Here is a 19025-nt window from a genome sequence, read left to right as displayed (position 1 = left end):
ACTTCAAGCGTTAAAATTTGTCATTTCGTCCCGATTTTACGGCATCTCATAGTAATAAAAGCGTCAAAAATTATTTGACATTCGTTAGCTAAAATTATAGACTGGTTAAAAATCAGATAGAGGTTGCGATTAACATCAGTCCCACCGGTTAGTGTCCACAACACGTTGACCCGGTGCAAAAGGGAAGATCGCCGAAACAATCTTGCGCGTGGACGCCGGGTTGTTGGGACAAGGTCGAATAGATCTTGCACTGTCGCCAATTCAGTTGGCGGGGCGCTATCAAACATTCCGAATTTCTTCCACAGGGATTCTCTTTGTTTCGCGTCAGGCTGAAACCAAGAGGATCCCTTTTTGGTGTTTCGGCCTGCGTCTCCCACCTCGAAAGGAGTTCGCCATGTCATTACCAACCAATCACGCTGGACACCTCGAAATCGGTGGTGCCGATGCCCTCACACTCGCAGCCGACTATCAAACGCCACTCGTCGTTTACGATGTGGCCCAAATTCGACAGCAGGTACGCGCCTTCCAACACGTTTTTGAAACCGCGCATGTTGACGGCATCGTCAGTTACGCCTCAAAGGCATTCGCGAGCATCGCGATGTATCAAGTGATGCAGCAGCTCAACGCGCACATCGATGTCGTGTCTGGTGGCGAACTCACCACGGCGATTGCGGCTCAGTTTCCCATGCCACACGTCAGCTTCCACGGTAATAACAAGAGTGAAGCCGAATTGGTCATGGCACTGGACGCGCATGTCGGCACCATCATCGTGGATAATTTCCACGAACTCGCCCTACTCGATCACCTGACGACGGCGCGTCAGCAACCCGTCGATATTCTATTGCGCATCACGCCCGGTATCAGCGCGCATACGCACGAGTACGATCAGACCGGTCAAGTCGACAGCAAGTTCGGTTTCGACCTTGATTCCAATCAGGCGACAGCGGCGGTGGCACAGGCGATGCAGGCACCGTACCTGAATCTTCGTGGTATTCACGCGCATATCGGTTCCCAAATTTTTGCACTGGAAGGCTTCATCGCGGTCACTCACAAGTTGATGTCACTGCTCGCCGATTGGGCACAGACCTTTGATTTCACCCCAGAAGTACTCAATGTCGGTGGCGGCTTCGGGATTGCCTATACCAAAGATGACGATCCACTGCCACCGGAAGCCTTTGTCCAAGCGATTGTCGAAGCGGCCAAAGCTGACAGCACGGCCCTACAGATGTCCCTGCCACAGATTTGGATTGAACCGGGGCGCGCCATCGTCGGCCCAGCTGGCTACTCGCTTTACACCATTGGCAGTCGCAAAGACGTGCCCGGATTACTGCCCTACGTCGCCGTCGATGGCGGTATGGGTGACAATATTCGTCCCGCACTCTATCAGGCCAAGTATGAAGCGGTCCTCGCCAGTGCCCCACAGGCACCAGCAACAGAGACCGTGCACCTGGTCGGCAAGTACTGTGAATCGGGCGATATTCTGATCGATCGGCAGCCGCTTCCCACCACCCATCCCGGTGATATCGTCGCGGTCTGTGCCACAGGCGCCTACGGGTATGCCATGGCCTCCAATTACAATCGCAATCCACGACCGGCCGTTGTCTTTGTGGAGAATGGCCAAGCCAAAATTGTTGTTTCACGTGAAACTTTTGCCGATCTGATTCATCTGGATCAATCCTATCTATAGAAGAAAGTAGGTCAACTTATGTCCACACTCAGCTCACAAGCCATTATCGATAGCATTGCCAACGCCAAAAAGACCACCCCTGTGACCGTTTATCTCAAGGGTGATCTCGCTGATATTATTTTCCTGACACCGTTCATGTTTTTCTTGAAACGCATACCGGCACCGTTATCGGTGATTGGGCGTTGATTGAACCCGTTTTGACGGCTCACGCTGACCAGATCAGTGATCAAGTGGTCAAAACAGATGGGCGCAACACCGGTGTGCCGCTATTGGATATCAAACCCGTGAATGCGCGCATTGAACCTGGTGCCATCATCAGAAATCCCGTCACCATCGGCAATCAAGCCGTTATCATGATGGGTGCCATCATCAACATCGGTGTCGAAATTGGTGATAAGACCATGATTGATATGGGTGTCGTCTTAGGCGGCCGTGTCCAAGTCGGTGCGCGTTGTCACATCGGTGCGGGTACCGTGTTAGCCGGTGTGGTGGAACCACCTTCGGCAACCCCCCGTCGTCATTGACGATGACGTGGTGTCGGTGCGAATGCGGTCGTGCTGGAAGGCATTCACGTCGGGCAAGGTGCCGTGGTCGCGGCTGGTGCGGTCGTCACTGAAGACGTGCCTGCACACACCGTTGTCGCTGGCGTTCCCGCCCGCGTCATCAAAGCGGTCAACGCCAAGACCAGCGCTAAGACTGAACTCGTCGATGATTTGAGAAAGCTGTGAGCAGATGATTGATTTGATTCAAACACGACGCGATCTTCATCAAATCCCAGAGCTTGCGCTGAATGAAACAGAAACACATGACTACTTATTGCAGGTCATCGCCCAACTACCACAGACCTGGCTAACCGTGCGGACGATTAAAGTTTTGCCCACCGCGATTTTGGTTCACATCACGGGTAGTCAGCCGACGCAAACACTGGGTTACCGCGCTGATATGGACGCCCTGCCCGTTGATGAAACCACTGAGCTGCCGTTCAGTTCCACACATGCGGGCATCAGTCACGCATGCGGGCACGATTTACATATGACCGTCGCTCTGGGAATTTTGGCGCATTTTGCGACACATCAACCCAAGGACAATCTGATTTTCTTCTTTCAACCCGCTGAAGAGAGTCACAGCGGTGGCAAAATCGCGTATGACGCCGACGCTTTACCGGTGATTGGCACATCGATGAACTCTATGGTCTGCATGACCGCCCCAACTTACCCGCTGGCACCATCGCCACGCGCATCGGTACCCTCTTTGCGGGGACCAGCGAAATCACGATCGACTTCACCGGTCGCACCGGACATGCGGCGTTTCCGCAGGCCGCCAACGACATGGTGGTCGCGGCTTCCGCGTTCGTGACACAACTACAGAGCATTGTCGCGCGCAATATTGCACCCACGGCCAGTGCGGTCATCACCATCGGCAAGTTTGAAGCGGGCACGATTCGCAATGTCATCGCCGGCGCCGCGCATCTCGAAGGTACGCTGCGGGGCTTCACCCAAGAGGACATCGCCTATTTGAAGCAACGCATCCAGGAACTCGCGAGTGGCATTGCCAAAAGCTATAACTGTGACGTCCATGTGACGCTGGAACAAGGCGGCTATTATCCCGTCGTCAACGATGCAGCGATCACACAAGACTTCATCACCTACATGCAAACAGCACCTGTGGATTTTGAACGCACTGAACCCGTGATGACGGGCGAAGACTTCGGTTATTTACTCCACCACATTCCAGGCACCATGTTTTGGCTGGGCGTGGGAGACACGACCGAGCTTCACACCAGTACCTTCAATCCGGATGAACACGCGCTGCAACCCGCCGTCAACGCGATGATCGGTTACCTCACCCATCGCATGCAGAAAGGAAGTCGCTCATGAAAGCAACGAATCTCATTACCGCCATCGTGACCCCATTTGATACCCAAAACCATATCGATTACGCTGCCTTAGAACAGCTCACCGAAGCCTTATTGAATCACGGCAGCCGCGGTTTTGTCATCGGTGGTACCACCGGCGAAGGACCGACCCTCACTGACACCGAAAAATCACGCTGTACGAACATTTCGCGACATTCGTTAATGGTCGTGTGCCCGTGATTGCCAATGTCGGTAGCAATAATACTGTCGCCACCATTGAAATGGCACAGCAAGTTGGCCAAATCGCGGGTATCGATGCCTTATTGACCGTGGTGCCCTACTACAACAAACCCGACCAGGCAGGCATGGTGGCCCACTTCACGGCCATCGCCGACACGAGCCCCCTGCCACTTGTGCTGTACAACATTCCCGGTCGTACCGGCGTGACCATGATCCCAGAAACTGTCATCACGCTCGCCGAACATGAGAACATTGCGGGCATCAAACAGTGCGGCTCACTGCCAGAACTCAGTGCGATTATCGCCGGCACCCCCGATGATTTTATCGTTTGGACCGGCGAGGACGAACAATTCATTACCGCGGCGACACTAGGTGCCGATGGTGTAATTTCGGTCGCCAGCCATCTCTACGGTGACACCATGCAGGCCGCCTATCAGGCACTCAAAACCGGTGATCTCACGCAAGTGGCACACCTCCAACAGTGGTTGTTACCCAAAATGGCCGCCCTGTTCGCTTGGCCGTCACCCGCACCAGTCAAAGCGGTATTGAATGCCCAAGGTTTCTCAACGGGTGTGCCTCGCCTGCCGCTTTTACCACTCACCGAAGCCCAACAAACCCAACTGGCGCAATTACTCGATGTCGCCACACTCGACCAGATTAAGGAAGGAGTCACAGCATGATTAACGTTGTTATTGCCGGTTTCCGCGGCGCCATGGGACAAGCCACGGTACAAACTGTCCGCAATCAAGCTGATATGAAGCTCGTCGCCGTTTTTGATCCGCATGCCACGACAGCCGATATGACTCAGCTGCCTGATGATGTTGCATTGTGGACCACTGATGTGGACGTCACAGCGGCCGATGTTTGGATCGATTTTACGACCGTTGAAGCAGCCTACCACAATGCGGTACTCGCGATTCAACACGGGATTCACCCCATTATTGGTACCAGCGGTTTGACGCCACAGCAACAACAAGAGTTACAACAGCAAGCCGTCACCGCACATCTGGGCGGCTTAATTGTGCCTAATTTTGGCTTGAGCGCTGTCTTACTGATGAAGTTCGCTCAGGAAGCTGCGCAATATTTTCCGGATGCTGAGGTCATCGAATACCATCACGGTGACAAACCCGATGCACCATCCGGGACGGCCAGTGCTACCGCACATCTGATTGCAAAATCGCGTCAGAACGCACCCCAACCCACAGTGCACAACGAGGCCCGCGGTGCCGATATCGATGATGTGCCCGTACATGCGGTGCGGTTGCCCGGACTATTAGCCCACGAGGAAGTCCTGTTTGGCGGAAGTGGCGAGCTGCTCACCATTCGCCAGGACACGATGGATCGTTCCAGCTTTATGACTGGTGTCTTGTTGGCAACACGCAAGGTCGCCACATTGAATGAACTACAAATCGGATTAGATAAGGTGCTGTGACAGAGCGCGACAAGCCCTGGGTAGCAATCGAGCACTAACGGACTTTGAGCGACATGGCAGTTTTGGCCATGTGCGAAAAGTGAGTTAGGCGGAGATTGTTGGGGATTGGAGCGCGTTTAGAGCGTGACAAAAGGCGGTTAAAACATGAGGATTAGCAAAATCTTTGGCAGAATCCGGTCTATGGGTTCGTCAAAGATGCGCTAACCGGAATGTTTTGCCTTTTGGAGCGCGTTTAACCCAACAGTGCCGCCAAAACACAAAAATAGCTGTCCCAAACCACTATCGGTTTAGGACAGCTATTTTCAATTGCGGTGCTTACTCCAGCGGCACACCCATTGTTTCGCGACCTAGCGTAATGATCGCAACAACGGCAATCACAATCGCGCCAGCAAAAATACCAAAAATCAGTGGCAGACTGACACCTTGTGCGACCAGCGAACCGACCAACAGCGGCCCTAAGATACCGCCAATTCGACCCACCCCAGCGGCAATCCCACTACCACTGGGCCCGGATCACTGCGGAATATTGTTCTGGTGAGTACGCGTACAGTGCGCCCCATGCCCCCAGGTTGAAGAAGGACAATAGACTCCCCGCTGTTAGCAGCATTGCCGTATTGTTGGCCAGGCCAAATGCGATGGCACTCGCAGCTGTCCCCAGCAAGAACCAAACCAAGACTGACTTGCGACCCCATTTTTCAATCAACCACGCGGCAACAAAATAACCCGGCAGCTGCGCGATGGTCATCAGTAACGTGTACCCAAAACTGTTGATCATGGTGAAGCCCTTGAGCACCATGACGCTCGGTAGCCAGAGGAACATGCCGTAATAAGAGAACACAACCATGAACCACACAATCCATAGCATCAGCGTCGCCCGCCAATAAGTGGGCTGCCATAACTGACGTAGACTTTGCCCAACAGATTGCCGCTGGCCGCTCGCGTGTGGTGCTTCGTGTAAGCCGTAGCGTAGGTAAAGCGCGTAGAGTGCCGTGAGTGCAGAACCCAACACAGCGACACGCCAGCCCCACGTTGGCATCACGAGATAAGCGATGATGGCGGCCAATAACCAGCCACCCGCCCAGAAGCTCTCCAGCAGCACGACCATGCGCCCGCGATGTTCTGGCGCCACTTGTTCCGACACCAATGTTGAGGCGACGGGCAATTCACCGCCCAATCCCGCGCCAACGAAGAATCGAATCACTAAGAAAATCGTGTAGCCTGTCGCAAACGCGGATAACCCTGCCCCGACGGAGAAGAGCAACAGCGTAAAAATCAACACATCTTTGCGGCCAATGCGGTCAGCTAAAATTCCGAAGAAAATCGCGCCAACCGCCATCCCGATTGAACTGACACTACCAATCCATCCCATCTGACCAGGCGTTAATTGCCACTCTGTCTTCAATGCTGCGATGACAAAAGCGAGTAAGCCCACATCCATGGCATCAAAAAGCCACGCCAATCCCGATACAACCAATAATTTCTTCGGTGCTGTTTGTTGCACACCGATCACCCCCAAATTTTTCCTAGCTAGGTGTCTTGACACCCTAAACGGTAACTCCTAGTTCACGCCATTTGGCTGTAATTGTCAAGCGGCGTTCCAATTGATGTGTTTTATAGCTATTGGTATATGTTTTTGAGTTGTTATCACAATAATTGGTACGACGAATTTACACTTCAAGTACAACACCTGTAAGAACATAAAAAAAGACTCATCGTCCTCGCAAGGTCTTAGGCTGGAAAACACCACATGAAGTCTTTTATGGTCAAACGTTGCACTTGATTTGACAATTCGTCACATAAAAAAAGGCTGCGAGATTTCACAACCTTTTTTCGCTATTTTTAGATTAAACGTGGTCCAAGCCCCAACAATCTCCGTCTAACTCGCTTTTCGTACATGGTATAGACCGCCATGGGCCTCAAAGCCCGTTAGTACTCGATTGCTACCCGGGGCTCGTCACACTCTAAACGCGCTCGCCCACACTGCCTGTTCCGCTTAACCAGCCTAGCGACAATCGTCAAAACCCACGATTGCTTCGCTAGGCCCGTTAGTGCTCACAGCCAAAACCGTGTGGGCTTGCGCTCTAATTTAATTTTCTCCTGAGTACAAGAAACCCGCTTCCTGCAGTGCTTGCAACAACGCCGGCAACTGTTCCGGGTCACGCAAGCTGATTGTGTGCAGATGAATGCCACCTGTCAGCTCCGATAAGAGATGCGCCTGTTCCTGCTTCACGCGGTGCGCAAACAATTTGACATCGCTGATGCTGCTGAGCATCAATTGTCCCTTCAGCTGACCGTAGACAGGATGATCCACACTGACATCGCGCACAGTGGCGCCATACTCGATCATGATTTCAAGTTCCGCCAGCATCTCTTCTGGTGTGTGCTTGCATACAATCGTCGTGGTCGTTTCGGGTTCCGCCTGATACTGATAGCCCTGCGGTGTCGCGATAATCGCCTCACCCTGTGCCCGCAACAAGGCTACATCCCCCACAATCGTTTGACGGCTGACTGAGAACTGTTTGGCAAAATGAGTGGCGCTGATCGCCTCATCCGCTGTTTTCAATATGGCTTTGATCTGTAATTGTCGTTCATGACTTGTCGACATCTTGTATCCTCCATTTATTTTGCAACTAAGCATTGAGTTGGGTACATTAGTGGTAACGCATGCTTACCATGCCACACTAAGAAAGAGGGGAAACCTATGGCCTTATCCTCGTTGCGTCATCCCACCGCGCCGCAATTGATTCTGTTGAGTTTTGCGGCCATGATTCTGATCGGAGCGTGTTTACTCAGTCTACCGATTGCCAGCCAATCTGGCCAGAGTATCGGGTTTATCGATGCGCTGTTCACCGCGACTTCCGCTAACTGTGTGACCGGCCTTGTCGTTGTCAACACCATGACCCACTGGACCCTGTTCGGCAAAATCGTCATCATTACGCTGATTCAACTGGGCGGACTCGGCTTCATGACGGTCGCTACCGGGCTGATGACCCTGCTGCGGCAACGCATCAGCCTGCGCAATCGCACCACGATTCAGACCAGCTTCAACCAGAGTTCGGTCGGTGGTATGGTCAAATTGGTCCGCCGAGTCCTCAAATATTCCGCCATCATTGAAGGTATCGGTGCCATCTTACTGACACTCATTTTCTATTTTGGCGACTTCCACTACACCTTCCTGCAATCGGTGGGTTACGGGATTTTCCACGCCATATCAGCCTTTTGTAACGCCGGTTTTGACATCATCGGCCACAACAGCCTGGTCGAGTTCCAAACCAATGGTCCACTCCTCATCGTGCTCATGCTTCTCATTCTCTTGGGTGGCCTCGGGTTCACGGTCTTGCACGAACTCAGCATCTTCTTCAAGCAGCGGCAGTTTCGGCTCTCGCGGCGACTGACACACCTCTCCTTACATACCAAGCTCGTGCTCGTCACTTCAGCCGGTCTCTTCCTCTTTGGCATCGTCATCTTTTTGGGGTTGGAATGGAACAATCCCAAGACCTTGGGCCCACTTTCCCCGCTCAATAAGTTGCTCAATGCCACGTTCGAATCGGTCACCCTGCGCACGGCCGGATTCGATAGCCTGAACCAGGGCGGACTCACCGACTACGCGAAACTGATTGGTAGCACCTTAATGTTCATCGGGGGCTCACCCGCCAGTACCGCCGGCGGGATCAAGACCATCAGCTTGGCCGTGTTGTTCGTCGCTGTGATTTCTGCCTTACGCGGTGAACGCAACCTCGTGATTTTTAATCGCCGGTTGCCACTCGAGGCACTTCAAAAAGCGCTCGCCATTTCAGGCACATTAGCGATTTTGGTCTTACTCACGGTCCTCATTTTACACTTTAGTGAGGCCAACAATCCATTTCATCCGCAGATCCTGGACCTGATTTTTGAAACCTCCAGCGCGGCCGGTACCGTGGGGGTCACAACCGGTATGACGCCAACGCTCTCCCCTGTCGGCAAAATCGTCTTGGCGCTCTGTATGTTCATTGGCCGACTCTCCCCGATGACGGTGGCGATTGCACTCAATGGCCGCTTACACACCGACCATCACATCGACTATCCAGAAGAAAATATTATTGTGGGGTAAAACTATGACAAAAGAAATGCAGGCACACAGCTTTGTGATTTTTGGACTGGGACGCTTCGGCACCAGTCTGGTGAAGAACCTAGCCACCTATGACGTCGAGTTGCTCGTCGTGGATAAGGATATGAATAAGGTCAACGAAATTATCGATACCGTCGATCACGCGGTCACTGGTGACGCAAGCGATGAGGACGTGCTCGATCGCATCGGGATTGGCGATTTTGACGTCGCCGTTTTTGCGATGGGTGAAGACTTTGAGGCCGCGATTATGGCGACCATGATGGCCAAAGAAAAAGGCACCGCACGGATTGTGGTCAAGGCATTGGACAAGCGCCAAGCCAAGATTCTGTACCGCATCGGAGCCGATCAAGTGATTTTGCCGGAAGTTGAGATGGGGGCCAAGGTCGCCAAAAGCCTGGTCAACCCCAATATTTTGGACTTCCTGGATCAGGCTAATGGTATTTCGATCACCGAGATGCACCCCGATGCCAAATGGGTCAATCAAACCATCGCTGAAGCTAACATTCGCCAAGAAGCTCACATCAATATTCTGGCCATGATTCGCGATGACCACGTGACTATTCCCGTCAAACCCACCACAATTTTGCAGGCCAATGACGTGTTGATTGTGATCGAACAGGACGACACCACGCCCAAGTGAGCGTCAAACCCGCATTAATTGGTATTGTTGCTTATAATGGGAACAATTAAAGGGGGCTTTCACATGGCATTTGATCTCACGCAACTACACGTCGATCAGAGTCACGATACACTCACAAAAGACGGCAAGCTACATCGCCAATCACAACCAATCGCACAACTAGCTGAATTCACGGTACCGACCCGCGATCCACTCGAACCGATTAAGCAGGTCGAATCAGCTCTGATTGCAGAGTTGATTCCCATGCGTCACGAACGAATGGCGGCGTCATCCTTTGCTTTCTTCCGCGGCACCGCTGAACTGATGGCCGAGGATCTCGCGGCGCAAAAACAAGCGGACATCCCGGTCGTCGCATCCGGTGACGCCCACATCGGGAACTTCGGGTTCTACGCTTCGCCTGAACGCCAATTATTATTTGATCTCAATGATTTTGATGAAGTCGGTGTCGCGAGTTTTGAATTCGACGTCAAGCGCCTACTGACTAGTATCGTATTAGCGGGACAGCTCAACGGCTTTGAAACCGAAGACCTCCTGCAGCTGGTCACCGAATCCGCCGAGGTTTACCGCGAAGGGATTCGCAGCAACAATGAGCTATCCACGCTGGATCGCTTCTATATTTCAAGTGAAGTCAAAACCCTGCTCGATCAGCTCGATGCGAGTCCCGATGCGGCTGAATTCCTACAACCCGTCATCAGCAAGGCCATGCGCCACAATTCCGAGAACGTGGTCGACAAGTTCACTACCACGGACAAAATGGGCCACACTATTTTCCGCGACCTACCACCTAAGTCCATTCACTTGAGTGAGAAGAATTATCAAGAGATTCACGCGGGCATCAATATGTATCGCAAAACCACGCGCGCCGATATCAATCTGTTGCTCTCTAACTATCACGTCACCGATATCATCCGCCACAGTGTGGGTGTCGGCAGCTTTGGCACGCGCTGTTACTTGGTCTTACTGACCAGTAACGATCAGAGTCATTTGGTCTTACAGGTCAAAGAAGCCTTGCCAAATCGCCGCTTCTTCACCCCACACCACGAATTGACTCGGAGCCAAGAAGTCACTGAAGGCCAGCGGATTATCGATGCTCAAAAGATTCTGCAAAAAGCTTCCGATCCTTTCCTCGGTTACTTCACGCTTGATGAGCACAGCTATTATGTGCGCCAATTCCGGGACATGAAGGAAAGTATTGAACTCACTAGCCTCTCTTGGGAGAACTTCCAGACCTACGCTAAGAGTTGTGCCTACCTTCTCGCCTCATCACATGCACAGAGTCCAACCCTACCACTGATTGCGGGTTATCTCGGCAAAAAAGACACCTTTGACGACGCTGTGACCACCTGGGTGCGGGATTATACCCAACAGGTGCAAAAGGACTATCAGCGCTTCGTGGAGGCCTTGAGTAATAAAGAGATTTAGAGCGCGAGTAAAGGCGGTTAAGACACGAGGATTAGCGCTGGCTTTGACAGAATCCGGGTTATGGATTCGGCAAAGCTGAGCTAACCGGAGTGTCTTGCCTTTGTGAGCGCGTTTAGAGCGCGACAGAGTGCGAACCCACACGGGTGACTGTGAGCACTAACGGGACTAGCGCTAGAATTGCGGGTTGTGCAATTGGCGCTAGTTAGGTTAGGCGGAACAGGCAGTGTGGGTGAGCGCGTTTAAAACACGACAGAGCGCGACAAGCCCCGGTTAGCAATCGAGTACTAACGAGCTTTGATGGACATGGCGTTCTGTGCCATGTGCGAAAAGCCCGTTAGACGGAGATTGTTGGGGATTGGAGCGCGTTATATCGCCCCCTCCATCGTCAACAACGTCCGCTTCATCGCCACACCACTGCGGTATTGCCCGATGTCGCCATTTTTACGGATAATGCGATGGCACGGCACAACTACCGTGATGGGATTCTTGCCCACAGCGCTCGCAACCGCCCGCACCGCTTGGGGTTTACCCACAGCGTCAGCCAATTGACTGTACGTCCACGTGGTTCCCCGAGGAATCTGTTGTAGCGTGCGCCAAACTTGCTGTTGAAGCGGTGTCCCACTGATGAAGTCGACGGGAATATCGAGTGTTTCGTGGCCATCAAAATACTGCTGCAACTGATCAGCGGCGGCTTGCACACGCGTTTGATCGTGAACCAGACTGATGTCTTTGAAGAACGCATCGATTTCGTTGAGCGGTTTGCTGGGCGTCCCCACAAAAACGAGGCCGCGCTCGCTGCTCACCAGAAACATTGCTTGCTTATGCCATGTGAGTTGTCCATAATACAGTGCCATCACTTGAACCTCCGTTTGATTGATGGCTTTATTTTAACAAAAACAGTCTAGGTAAAGTTTCAGAATCTGGTTTTCTCATCCGAGGTGAGCTCATGCATCCGACTGACATGCAATTAACGGCGATTGCCACCAATGATGCCACGTTTGACGGCCAATTTTTCTACGGCGTGACCAGTACCGGCATCTTCTGCCGGCCATCATGTGCCTCGCGGTTACCCAATCGCGACCATATCGTAATTTTTGATACAACCGATGAGGCCCTCACAGCCGGTTTCAGGCCGTGCAAACGATGTCGGCCTACTGGGCAACAAGTGAGTGCTGAAACCTGGGTAGCGGAAATTAACGCCGTTCTCGAGGCGCATTACGCGGAAGCACTCGATCTCAACACAATTGCCACACTTGTGCACGGGTCGCCTTCTTATCTCGAACACGTCTACACCAAGACCACAGGCATGACTGTGATGGCGCACTTAATCACGATTCGAATAGCACACGCCAAAGAATTGTTGACCACGACAAGACTGGCAATCCATCAAATTGCCGCACGCATTGGTCTCAGTGCGACTTACTTCAGCACGCAATTCAAGCAGCACACCGGCATGAGCCCGCGAGAATATCGTAAACAAAATAAAGCTGAGCCCACTCTTATCGAGTGTTGGCTCAGCTTTTTATTGTGCTCGTTCAAATCGAGTTGCGGCGTATTTGGTCAACCAGACCACACCAGCGAATAACAGGACAATGGCGATGAGAATCAACCACCATGGTAGAAACAAGGTGGGATGTAGCGCGTAGATCCGATACGTGCCACCTGGAAACTGAATCGCCCAGTTATTGAGATAAACCAGTCGCTGCAATCCTAATAATGCGATGGGAATGATCAAGAGATAACTCCCACTGCGAATGCGCCGATAACTGGCAATGATTGAGAGCATGTAGAGGCCAAACAACAAACCAAGCGCCATCATCGCTAACCACACGGCCACGACAATCACAATGCCAAACCAGTGTTGTGTTGGCCAAGATAAGCCCGTTTGCGGATAAATCAGCGCACTACCGACAACAAAAGCGGTGAAGACCGCGTAAGTTAAGCCAAAGGAGCCCAATAAGTCACTGAACAGATAGCCTTTTGTCGCGGTATCTACCGTGCGCCTTGTGATAAAGAAGGCACTGACAAGCGCAAAGCCCACAAATCCACTGAGCCAGCCAACGGTAAATCCCGTTGGCGATGTTTGCGTACTCGGTATCAGGAGACCACCAGTCCAAACATCCGGTTTGGTCACACGCGCCATCACAACCACATAACCCAGCATGACGATACCCCAAACAAGCGCCCAGACAATACCCAATTGCCACCCTAAGAGTTTCTTTTTCATTCGTCTACCTCCCATGTTGGCATTAGCGTACACCCCAAATACCTGGTTTGCACACAAAAAGACCTCAGCCGCATCACTGCAGTTGAGGTCTTTTGAAAACCAAACTAGTCTTCTGAAACGAATGGCAGTAAACCCATGATACGGGCACGCTTAATCGCAATAGTTAACTTACGTTGGTTCTTTGCGCTAGTACCGGTAACCCGGCGAGGTAAGATCTTACCCCGTTCTGAGACAAACCGTTCCAGCAAGTTAGTGTCTTTATAATCGATGTATTCGATGTGGTTTGCGGCAATGAAGTCGACCTTACGACGACGACGGCCTCCACGACGTTGTTGAGCCATTTATGTCACTCCTTTACTTAAGAATGGGTGTTGAACACCTAGAATGGCAAATCATCATCTGAAATGTCGATTGGTTGGCCATTATTATTGGCAAACGGATCTGGACTATTGAAGGAACCATTAGCAGAACTGTTTGGAGTCTGATTCTGGTCCGCAGATGATGTTGGGGACGTTTGATTGCCGAAGCTTTGTGGGGCTTGTTGTTGCCCGTTAAAGCCCTGATTGCCAAAGTTCTGATTATTATTCGCCGGTTCAGAAGGACGAGCCTCTGTAGTAGAACGTGATTCAAGCAGGGAGAAATTATCGACGACAACTTCGGTGACATACACCCGTTGTCCCTGTTGATTCTCGTAATTACGTGTCTGGATTCGGCCTTCAACACCGACTAACGAACCCTTACGTGTAAAATTACTGAAGTTTTCCGCACTCTTACGCCAAATAACGCAATTGATAAAGTCAGCTTCGCGCTCACCTTGTTGATTGGTAAACTGCCGGTTCACAGCGATGGTAAAAGAACCAACTGCTGCGCCACCTTGGGTATACCGCAAATCAACATCTCGAGTCAGCCGACCCACTAAAACGACGCGATTAATCATCCCTTAGCTCCCCTTTTCACTTGGTTACGCGATTAGTCTTCACGCTTAACGATCATTTGACGCAAAATGTCGCCAGAGATCTTAGCTAAACGATCGAATTCATTAATTGCGCTAGCGTCTTCTGCAGTCACATTCACAATATGATATGTGCCTTCAGAGAACTTACTGATTACGTAGGCAAACTTACGCTTTTGCCAATCCTTTGAATCAATAATGTTCGCACCATTATCTTTTAGAATGTTGTCAAAACGTTCAACCAACGCAGCCTTACCTGCTTCATCCATATCAGGACGGATGATGTAAGTAATTTCATATTTGGTTTCAGCCATTGACGATTCACCTCCTTATGGACTTTGGTCCCCTCTGCAGGGACAAGGAGTAACGTTGACCATTTTGGCCACATACTCACAAGCTATTAGTTTAGCATACCTCTTACTGAATCTCAACGTCCGAATCAAAATAGATTCATTTGGCTGCCGAATCTATAAATAGATTACGCAAAAAGCGAGAGCGCGAAGCCACACGGTTTGGCTGTGAGCACTAACGGAACTAGCGCAATAATTGCGGGTTGTGCAATTGGCGCTAGTGTTGTTAGGCGGAACAGGCAGTGTGGATGAGCGCGTTTAGAGCGCGAAGCCACACGGTTTGGCTGTGAGCACTAACGGAACAGACAGCCCTTTACCCAAAATAAAAAGAGATTGCATCCCCGCCTCAATGGCTGGTGACACAACCTCAACTGTTTTAAAAGGAATTGGCTTTGACTACCACATAATCCCGACAATGTAAGTCGTCATCATGGTCAGCGTCCCAATCGCCACGTTGCGCCACAGGGACCGTTTCACATTGGCCTTCCCAAACTTAGCGCTGATAAAGCCGGTGAGTGCCAGGCAGAGCAAGACGCTACCCATGGTACCAATCACTTTGATGGCTGGTGGCAATAACGCAATGCACAGTAATGGAATGATGGCACCCAACACAAAGGCGATACCATCAGACAAAGCAGCGGTGATGGGATCGAGTGAGGCCAATGAGGAACTGCCGTAAATCAATTGTTGAATCTGAGCCATATCCTGATCTTGAACCAGCGTCTGTGCCAATTCTGTCGCATGGGCATCCGGTTCACCTAATTTGAGTAAGGCATCCTTCACCATATCGGTGACCGCTTCTGGATGAGTGCTCATCAAATGATTCAACCGAGTGAAGTTCGCCTGTTGCATATCTTTTTGAGAGGAAACCGAGACATATTCTCCGCCAGCCATCGAAAGCGCACCGGCCAGAATCATAAAGACCCCCGCAATCAAAACAGTACTCAACGGTTTCTGTGCACCAGAAACCCCGATCACCATCCCAGCAGTGGAGATGATCCCGTCATTGGCGCCCATGACGCCCGCACGTAGCTTTGTAAGTCCTTGCCGCAGTTCCTGTGGTTTGGTTTGCATTTTAGGTGACAGTGCGATTTCTGGTGCGTTTTTCATGATAATCCTCTTTTCGATTGTGTCGGTGTAAGCGATTTAACATCATCAGTATACCTTTTTCCATTTCAAGTGTGTGCATTTATGAGCAAATTATCACCAAAAAAAGCCGCCCCGAAAGGCGACTTTTTGTTTAATCGAGTTCCAAAAGGTAGAGCACTGCGATTAACCAACCTCGGTGCAAATCCTAAATACGAGATTTAGCCCCGATGTCCGTTAATCCTCCGGCTCTAAACACCTTTTGTCACATCTTCCTCTGCTAATCGTTAGATATCACTATCGTCATCATCTGTTTCAGCACGGTTCAATAATTCTTGAACTTGCGCATCCGCATCGCCAGCTGGTGCATCAGTCGGTGTTGTGGGTTCAGATGTCGTTGGTGCTTCATCGTCAACGTCAGGTTCTTGATCAACCTTGGCCATTGTTGCGACCTTAGCATCATCATCCACCCGAATCAGACGAACCCCAAGTGTGGCACGACCTGTTTGTGAGACGCTCTGGATGTTGAAACGAATCAAGACACCTGAATCGGTCATAACCAGAATATCTTCATCGCCCTTCACCGTTGTCAAACCAGCCAATGGCCCGTTCTTTTCGGTGATGTTAGCGGTCTTGATCCCTTTACCGCCGCGACCCTTGGTTGGGTATTCGGAAGCCTTAGTGCGCTTACCATAACCCTTTTCGGAGATCACGAAGACTTCAGAATCGGGATCGAGGATGTCAGAACCGATGACGTAATCTGCTTCACGCAGACGAATCCCCCGCACACCAGTTGCTGAACGACCCATGCTCCGGACATCGGTTTCAAGGAAGGTCACAGAATAACCGCGATGTGTCCCAATCAGGATGGTATCTTTACCTGATGTCAGGATGACATTGCTCAATTCGTCGCCATCTTTGAGATTCAAGGCAATCAGACCATTGCTGCGAATGTTGGCAAAATCACTAACAGGTGTCCGCTTAACGACACCTTCACGGGTGACGAAGAACAGGTAACGTTCACTGTCCTCACCGCTGCCGACATTAATGACCGTCTGCACCTTTTCACCGGAATCAATCCCCAGCAAGTTGATGATTGGAATCCCCTTGGCGGTACGGCCGTATTCAGGAATTTCATACCCCTTGTTGCGGTAAACCTTCCCGGTATTGGTGAAGAACAGCAACATATCATGCGTTGAGGTGGAAACAAGGTGTTCCATGAAGTCACCATCATGGACGCCCATCCCTTGAATCCCACGACCACCACGATTTTGCGACTTGAATTCAGTTGCAGGCAGCCGCTTCACATAACCATTGTGGGTCAATGCAATCACGACGTCTTCTTCTTCAATCAAGTCCTCATCTTCAAGGCTCAGCACTTCGCCGACCAACAATTCGGTGCGACGCTTATCGCCAAACTTGTTTTGAATATCGAGTAATTCTTGATAGATCAATTGGTGAACACGTTCTGGTTTGGCCAAGATATCTTCATAGTCCGCGATGGCTGCTTGCACATCATTGAACTCATTTTCAACCTTGTCGCGTTCCAAGCCGGTCAACCGAACCAGTCGCATATCCAAGATGGCTTGGCTCTGCTTTTCGGATAACTGGTACTTGTCCATCAAAATCACTTTAGCGGTATCCCCAGTTTGGGAACCACGAATGATACTGATGATTTCATCGATATGATCGAGCGCAATCCGTAACCCTTCGAGAATGTGGGCACGTGCTTTGGCCTTCTTCAAGTCGAATTGCGTCCGCCGCCGAATCACGATTTCTTGGTGAGCCAGATAGTGCGTCAGAATTTCTTTCAGACTCAATACCTTAGGCGCACCATCCACAATCGCCACCATGTTGAAGCTAAACCCAGTTTGTAATGGGGTCAGCTTGTAGAGGTTGTTCAGCACAACACTCGCTGAGACGTCACGACGAATGTCGATCACAATCCGCATCCCATCACGATCAGATTCATCGTTCAGGTCCGTGATGCCTTCGACCTTCTTGTCACGTGCCAAATCCGCAATCCGTTCCACCAGTTTGGCCTTGTTCACCATGTATGGAATTTCAGTCACGACAATACGTTCACGACCGGATTTTTCGGTCACAATCTCAACCTTAGCGCGCTGGATAATCGTCCCCTTACCTGTTTCGTAAGCGTGACGAATCCCCGACTTACCCATCACCAGACCACCTGTTGGGAAGTCTGGGCCAGGCAATGCCGTCATCAAGTCAGCTGTTGTGGCATCGGGATTGTCCATCAAGATGTGCAATGCCGAAATCACTTCAGACAAGTTGTGAGGTGGAATATTGGTGGTCATCCCAACCGCAATCCCGGTTGCCCCGTTCACTAACAGGTTGGGGAAACGTGCAGGTAACACGGTAGGTTCGCGTTCGGACCCATCATAGTTATCCGTGTAATCGATCGTGTCTTTGTTGATGTCACGCAACATTTCTGTTGTGATTTTGCTCATCCGCGCTTCGGTATACCGCATCGCAGCGGCACCGTCACCGTCGACTGAACCGAAGTTCCCGTGACCATCGACTAACATGTAACGATAACTGAAGTCCTGCGCCATCCGCACCATACCTTCATAGATCGAGGAGTCACCGTGGGGGTGGTACTTCCCCATGACGTCCCCGACAATTCTGGCAGACTTCTTATACGGCTTTTCAGGGGTTACCCCTAATTCGTTCATCCCATACAAAATACGGCGCTGAACGGGTTTCAAGCCGTCACGAACATCTGGTAATGCCCGTGCGACAATAACACTCATCGCGTACTCAAGGAACGATTTGCGCATCGTGTCGCCCAGGTTCACATTGGTGATGCGGCTTTCTTGGCGATCATCCATGGTATTGATTATCTCCCTTCGTTGGTTCTTTGGCTTTCAGGCCCATTTTTATCAAAAATCAATCGGTGCTAGGTGCTCGCAAGGGCAGACCATTCCGCCTAATCACGACCCTGGCCAATGCACAAATCGCATCGTCCTGCGATAACGTGTTCGCAATCCCAGCTGACTGCGGCT

At 51.2% G+C, this 19025-nt stretch carries 14 protein-coding genes, 4 pseudogenes and 1 riboswitch; of the genes and pseudogenes, 9 read left to right on the top strand and 9 right to left on the bottom strand.

Annotated features, from left to right (window positions below; all coding sequences use genetic code 11):
• Nucleotides 1-109: 109 nt before the first annotated feature.
• A riboswitch (Lysine riboswitch) is annotated at nt 110-287 on the top strand.
• 107 nt (nt 288-394) lie between these two features.
• From lysA to dapB, 5 genes and pseudogenes are all read left to right on the top strand, one after another.
• Nucleotides 395-1687, top strand: a complete 1293-nt coding sequence (lysA, locus tag JCM17471_RS09275; protein WP_054777650.1) for a diaminopimelate decarboxylase — start codon at nt 395-397, stop codon at nt 1685-1687.
• An 18-nt stretch (nt 1688-1705) separates the two neighbouring features.
• Nucleotides 1706-2415: pseudogene (gene dapD, locus JCM17471_RS09270) on the top strand (2,3,4,5-tetrahydropyridine-2,6-dicarboxylate N-acetyltransferase).
• A gap of 4 nt (nt 2416-2419) precedes the next feature.
• Nucleotides 2420-3564 (top strand): annotated as a pseudogene (locus tag JCM17471_RS09265) (N-acetyldiaminopimelate deacetylase).
• A pseudogene (gene dapA, locus JCM17471_RS09260) lies at nt 3561-4462 on the top strand (4-hydroxy-tetrahydrodipicolinate synthase). The pseudogenes JCM17471_RS09265 and dapA overlap by 4 nt, the downstream one beginning before the upstream one ends.
• On the top strand, nt 4459-5214 hold the full coding sequence (dapB, locus tag JCM17471_RS09255) for a 4-hydroxy-tetrahydrodipicolinate reductase (RefSeq protein WP_054777649.1): 756 nt from the start codon (nt 4459-4461) through the stop codon (nt 5212-5214). The pseudogene dapA and the gene dapB overlap by 4 nt, the downstream one beginning before the upstream one ends.
• Before the next feature lie 315 nt (nt 5215-5529).
• Here dapB and JCM17471_RS09250 read toward each other — a convergent pair.
• Nucleotides 5530-6721: pseudogene (locus JCM17471_RS09250) on the bottom strand (MFS transporter).
• 579 nt (nt 6722-7300) lie between these two features.
• Nucleotides 7301-7819, bottom strand: coding sequence for a transcription repressor NadR (locus JCM17471_RS09245; RefSeq protein ID WP_054777648.1), 519 nt, complete (start codon nt 7817-7819; stop codon nt 7301-7303).
• A 96-nt stretch (nt 7820-7915) separates the two neighbouring features.
• Between JCM17471_RS09245 and JCM17471_RS09240 the strand changes: the two genes are divergently transcribed.
• The 3 genes from JCM17471_RS09240 to JCM17471_RS09230 all read left to right on the top strand — a co-directional run bounded on the left by JCM17471_RS09240 (nt 7916) and on the right by JCM17471_RS09230 (nt 11384).
• Complete coding sequence (locus JCM17471_RS09240) at nt 7916-9304, top strand: TrkH family potassium uptake protein (RefSeq protein WP_054777647.1); 1389 nt, start codon at nt 7916-7918, stop codon at nt 9302-9304.
• A gap of 4 nt (nt 9305-9308) precedes the next feature.
• Nucleotides 9309-9962, top strand: coding sequence for a potassium channel family protein (locus JCM17471_RS09235; protein ID WP_054777646.1), 654 nt, complete (start codon nt 9309-9311; stop codon nt 9960-9962).
• A 63-nt stretch (nt 9963-10025) separates the two neighbouring features.
• Nucleotides 10026-11384, top strand: coding sequence for a DUF2252 domain-containing protein (locus JCM17471_RS09230; protein ID WP_054777645.1), 1359 nt, complete (start codon nt 10026-10028; stop codon nt 11382-11384).
• Nucleotides 11385-11749: 365 nt separating this feature from the next.
• On the opposite strand, the gene JCM17471_RS09225 is transcribed toward JCM17471_RS09230, so the two are convergent.
• Complete coding sequence (locus JCM17471_RS09225; RefSeq protein WP_054777644.1) at nt 11750-12238, bottom strand: methylated-DNA--[protein]-cysteine S-methyltransferase; 489 nt, start codon at nt 12236-12238, stop codon at nt 11750-11752.
• 92 nt (nt 12239-12330) lie between these two features.
• Between JCM17471_RS09225 and JCM17471_RS09220 the strand changes: the two genes are divergently transcribed.
• The gene (locus JCM17471_RS09220; RefSeq protein WP_156321665.1) at nt 12331-12969 is read left to right on the top strand and encodes a bifunctional transcriptional activator/DNA repair enzyme AdaA; all 639 of its coding nucleotides are present in this window, start codon (nt 12331-12333) and stop codon (nt 12967-12969) included.
• On the opposite strand, the gene JCM17471_RS09215 is transcribed toward JCM17471_RS09220, so the two are convergent.
• The 6 genes from JCM17471_RS09215 to gyrA all read right to left on the bottom strand — a co-directional run bounded on the left by JCM17471_RS09215 (nt 12907) and on the right by gyrA (nt 18851).
• Entirely contained in the window at nt 12907-13611 is a 705-nt protein-coding gene (locus JCM17471_RS09215) for a hypothetical protein (protein ID WP_054777643.1), read from the bottom strand. The two genes, JCM17471_RS09220 and JCM17471_RS09215, sit on opposite strands and share 63 nt — an antisense overlap.
• A gap of 104 nt (nt 13612-13715) precedes the next feature.
• Nucleotides 13716-13952: a 30S ribosomal protein S18 gene (rpsR, locus tag JCM17471_RS09210; RefSeq protein WP_054777642.1), complete on the bottom strand. Its 237-nt coding sequence runs from the start codon at nt 13950-13952 to the stop codon at nt 13716-13718.
• A 38-nt stretch (nt 13953-13990) separates the two neighbouring features.
• Nucleotides 13991-14548, bottom strand: a complete 558-nt coding sequence (gene ssb, locus JCM17471_RS09205; RefSeq protein ID WP_054777641.1) for a single-stranded DNA-binding protein — start codon at nt 14546-14548, stop codon at nt 13991-13993.
• Nucleotides 14549-14580: 32 nt separating this feature from the next.
• A complete protein-coding gene (gene rpsF / locus JCM17471_RS09200) occupies nt 14581-14877 on the bottom strand; it encodes a 30S ribosomal protein S6 (RefSeq protein WP_054777640.1) in 297 nt (98 codons plus the stop codon).
• Between the two features lie 432 nt (nt 14878-15309).
• Complete coding sequence (locus tag JCM17471_RS09195) at nt 15310-16023, bottom strand: VIT1/CCC1 transporter family protein (protein ID WP_054777639.1); 714 nt, start codon at nt 16021-16023, stop codon at nt 15310-15312.
• Between the two features lie 263 nt (nt 16024-16286).
• Entirely contained in the window at nt 16287-18851 is a 2565-nt protein-coding gene (gene gyrA / locus JCM17471_RS09190) for a DNA gyrase subunit A (RefSeq protein WP_054777638.1), read from the bottom strand.
• Nucleotides 18852-19025: the final 174 nt, after the last annotated feature.

Origin of the sequence: Lacticaseibacillus saniviri JCM 17471 = DSM 24301 (assembly GCF_001311785.1) — a bacterium.
GTDB classification, from domain to species: domain Bacteria; phylum Bacillota; class Bacilli; order Lactobacillales; family Lactobacillaceae; genus Lacticaseibacillus; species Lacticaseibacillus saniviri.
Note: the sequence above shows the minus strand (reverse complement) of the source record. Positions and strands in the feature narration are given on the sequence as shown.

Bases quoted from the DNA above. Each gene is read 5' to 3' on its own strand.
- JCM17471_RS09235 (WP_054777646.1), top strand. From the start codon at position 9,309: ATGACAAAAGAAATGCAGGCACACAGCTTTGTGATTTTTGGACTGGGA.
- JCM17471_RS09220 (WP_156321665.1), top strand. From the start codon at position 12,331: ATGCATCCGACTGACATGCAATTAACGGCGATTGCCACCAATGATGCC.
- JCM17471_RS09230 (WP_054777645.1), top strand. From the start codon at position 10,026: ATGGCATTTGATCTCACGCAACTACACGTCGATCAGAGTCACGATACA.
- JCM17471_RS09195 (WP_054777639.1), bottom strand. From the start codon at position 16,023: ATGAAAAACGCACCAGAAATCGCACTGTCACCTAAAATGCAAACCAAA.
- gyrA (WP_054777638.1), bottom strand. From the start codon at position 18,851: ATGGATGATCGCCAAGAAAGCCGCATCACCAATGTGAACCTGGGCGAC.
- ssb (WP_054777641.1), bottom strand. From the start codon at position 14,548: ATGATTAATCGCGTCGTTTTAGTGGGTCGGCTGACTCGAGATGTTGAT.
- dapB (WP_054777649.1), top strand. From the start codon at position 4,459: ATGATTAACGTTGTTATTGCCGGTTTCCGCGGCGCCATGGGACAAGCC.
- JCM17471_RS09215 (WP_054777643.1), bottom strand. From the start codon at position 13,611: ATGAAAAAGAAACTCTTAGGGTGGCAATTGGGTATTGTCTGGGCGCTT.
- lysA (WP_054777650.1), top strand. From the start codon at position 395: ATGTCATTACCAACCAATCACGCTGGACACCTCGAAATCGGTGGTGCC.
- rpsR (WP_054777642.1), bottom strand. From the start codon at position 13,952: ATGGCTCAACAACGTCGTGGAGGCCGTCGTCGTCGTAAGGTCGACTTC.
- JCM17471_RS09225 (WP_054777644.1), bottom strand. From the start codon at position 12,238: ATGGCACTGTATTATGGACAACTCACATGGCATAAGCAAGCAATGTTT.
- rpsF (WP_054777640.1), bottom strand. From the start codon at position 14,877: ATGGCTGAAACCAAATATGAAATTACTTACATCATCCGTCCTGATATG.
- JCM17471_RS09240 (WP_054777647.1), top strand. From the start codon at position 7,916: ATGGCCTTATCCTCGTTGCGTCATCCCACCGCGCCGCAATTGATTCTG.
- JCM17471_RS09245 (WP_054777648.1), bottom strand. From the start codon at position 7,819: ATGTCGACAAGTCATGAACGACAATTACAGATCAAAGCCATATTGAAA.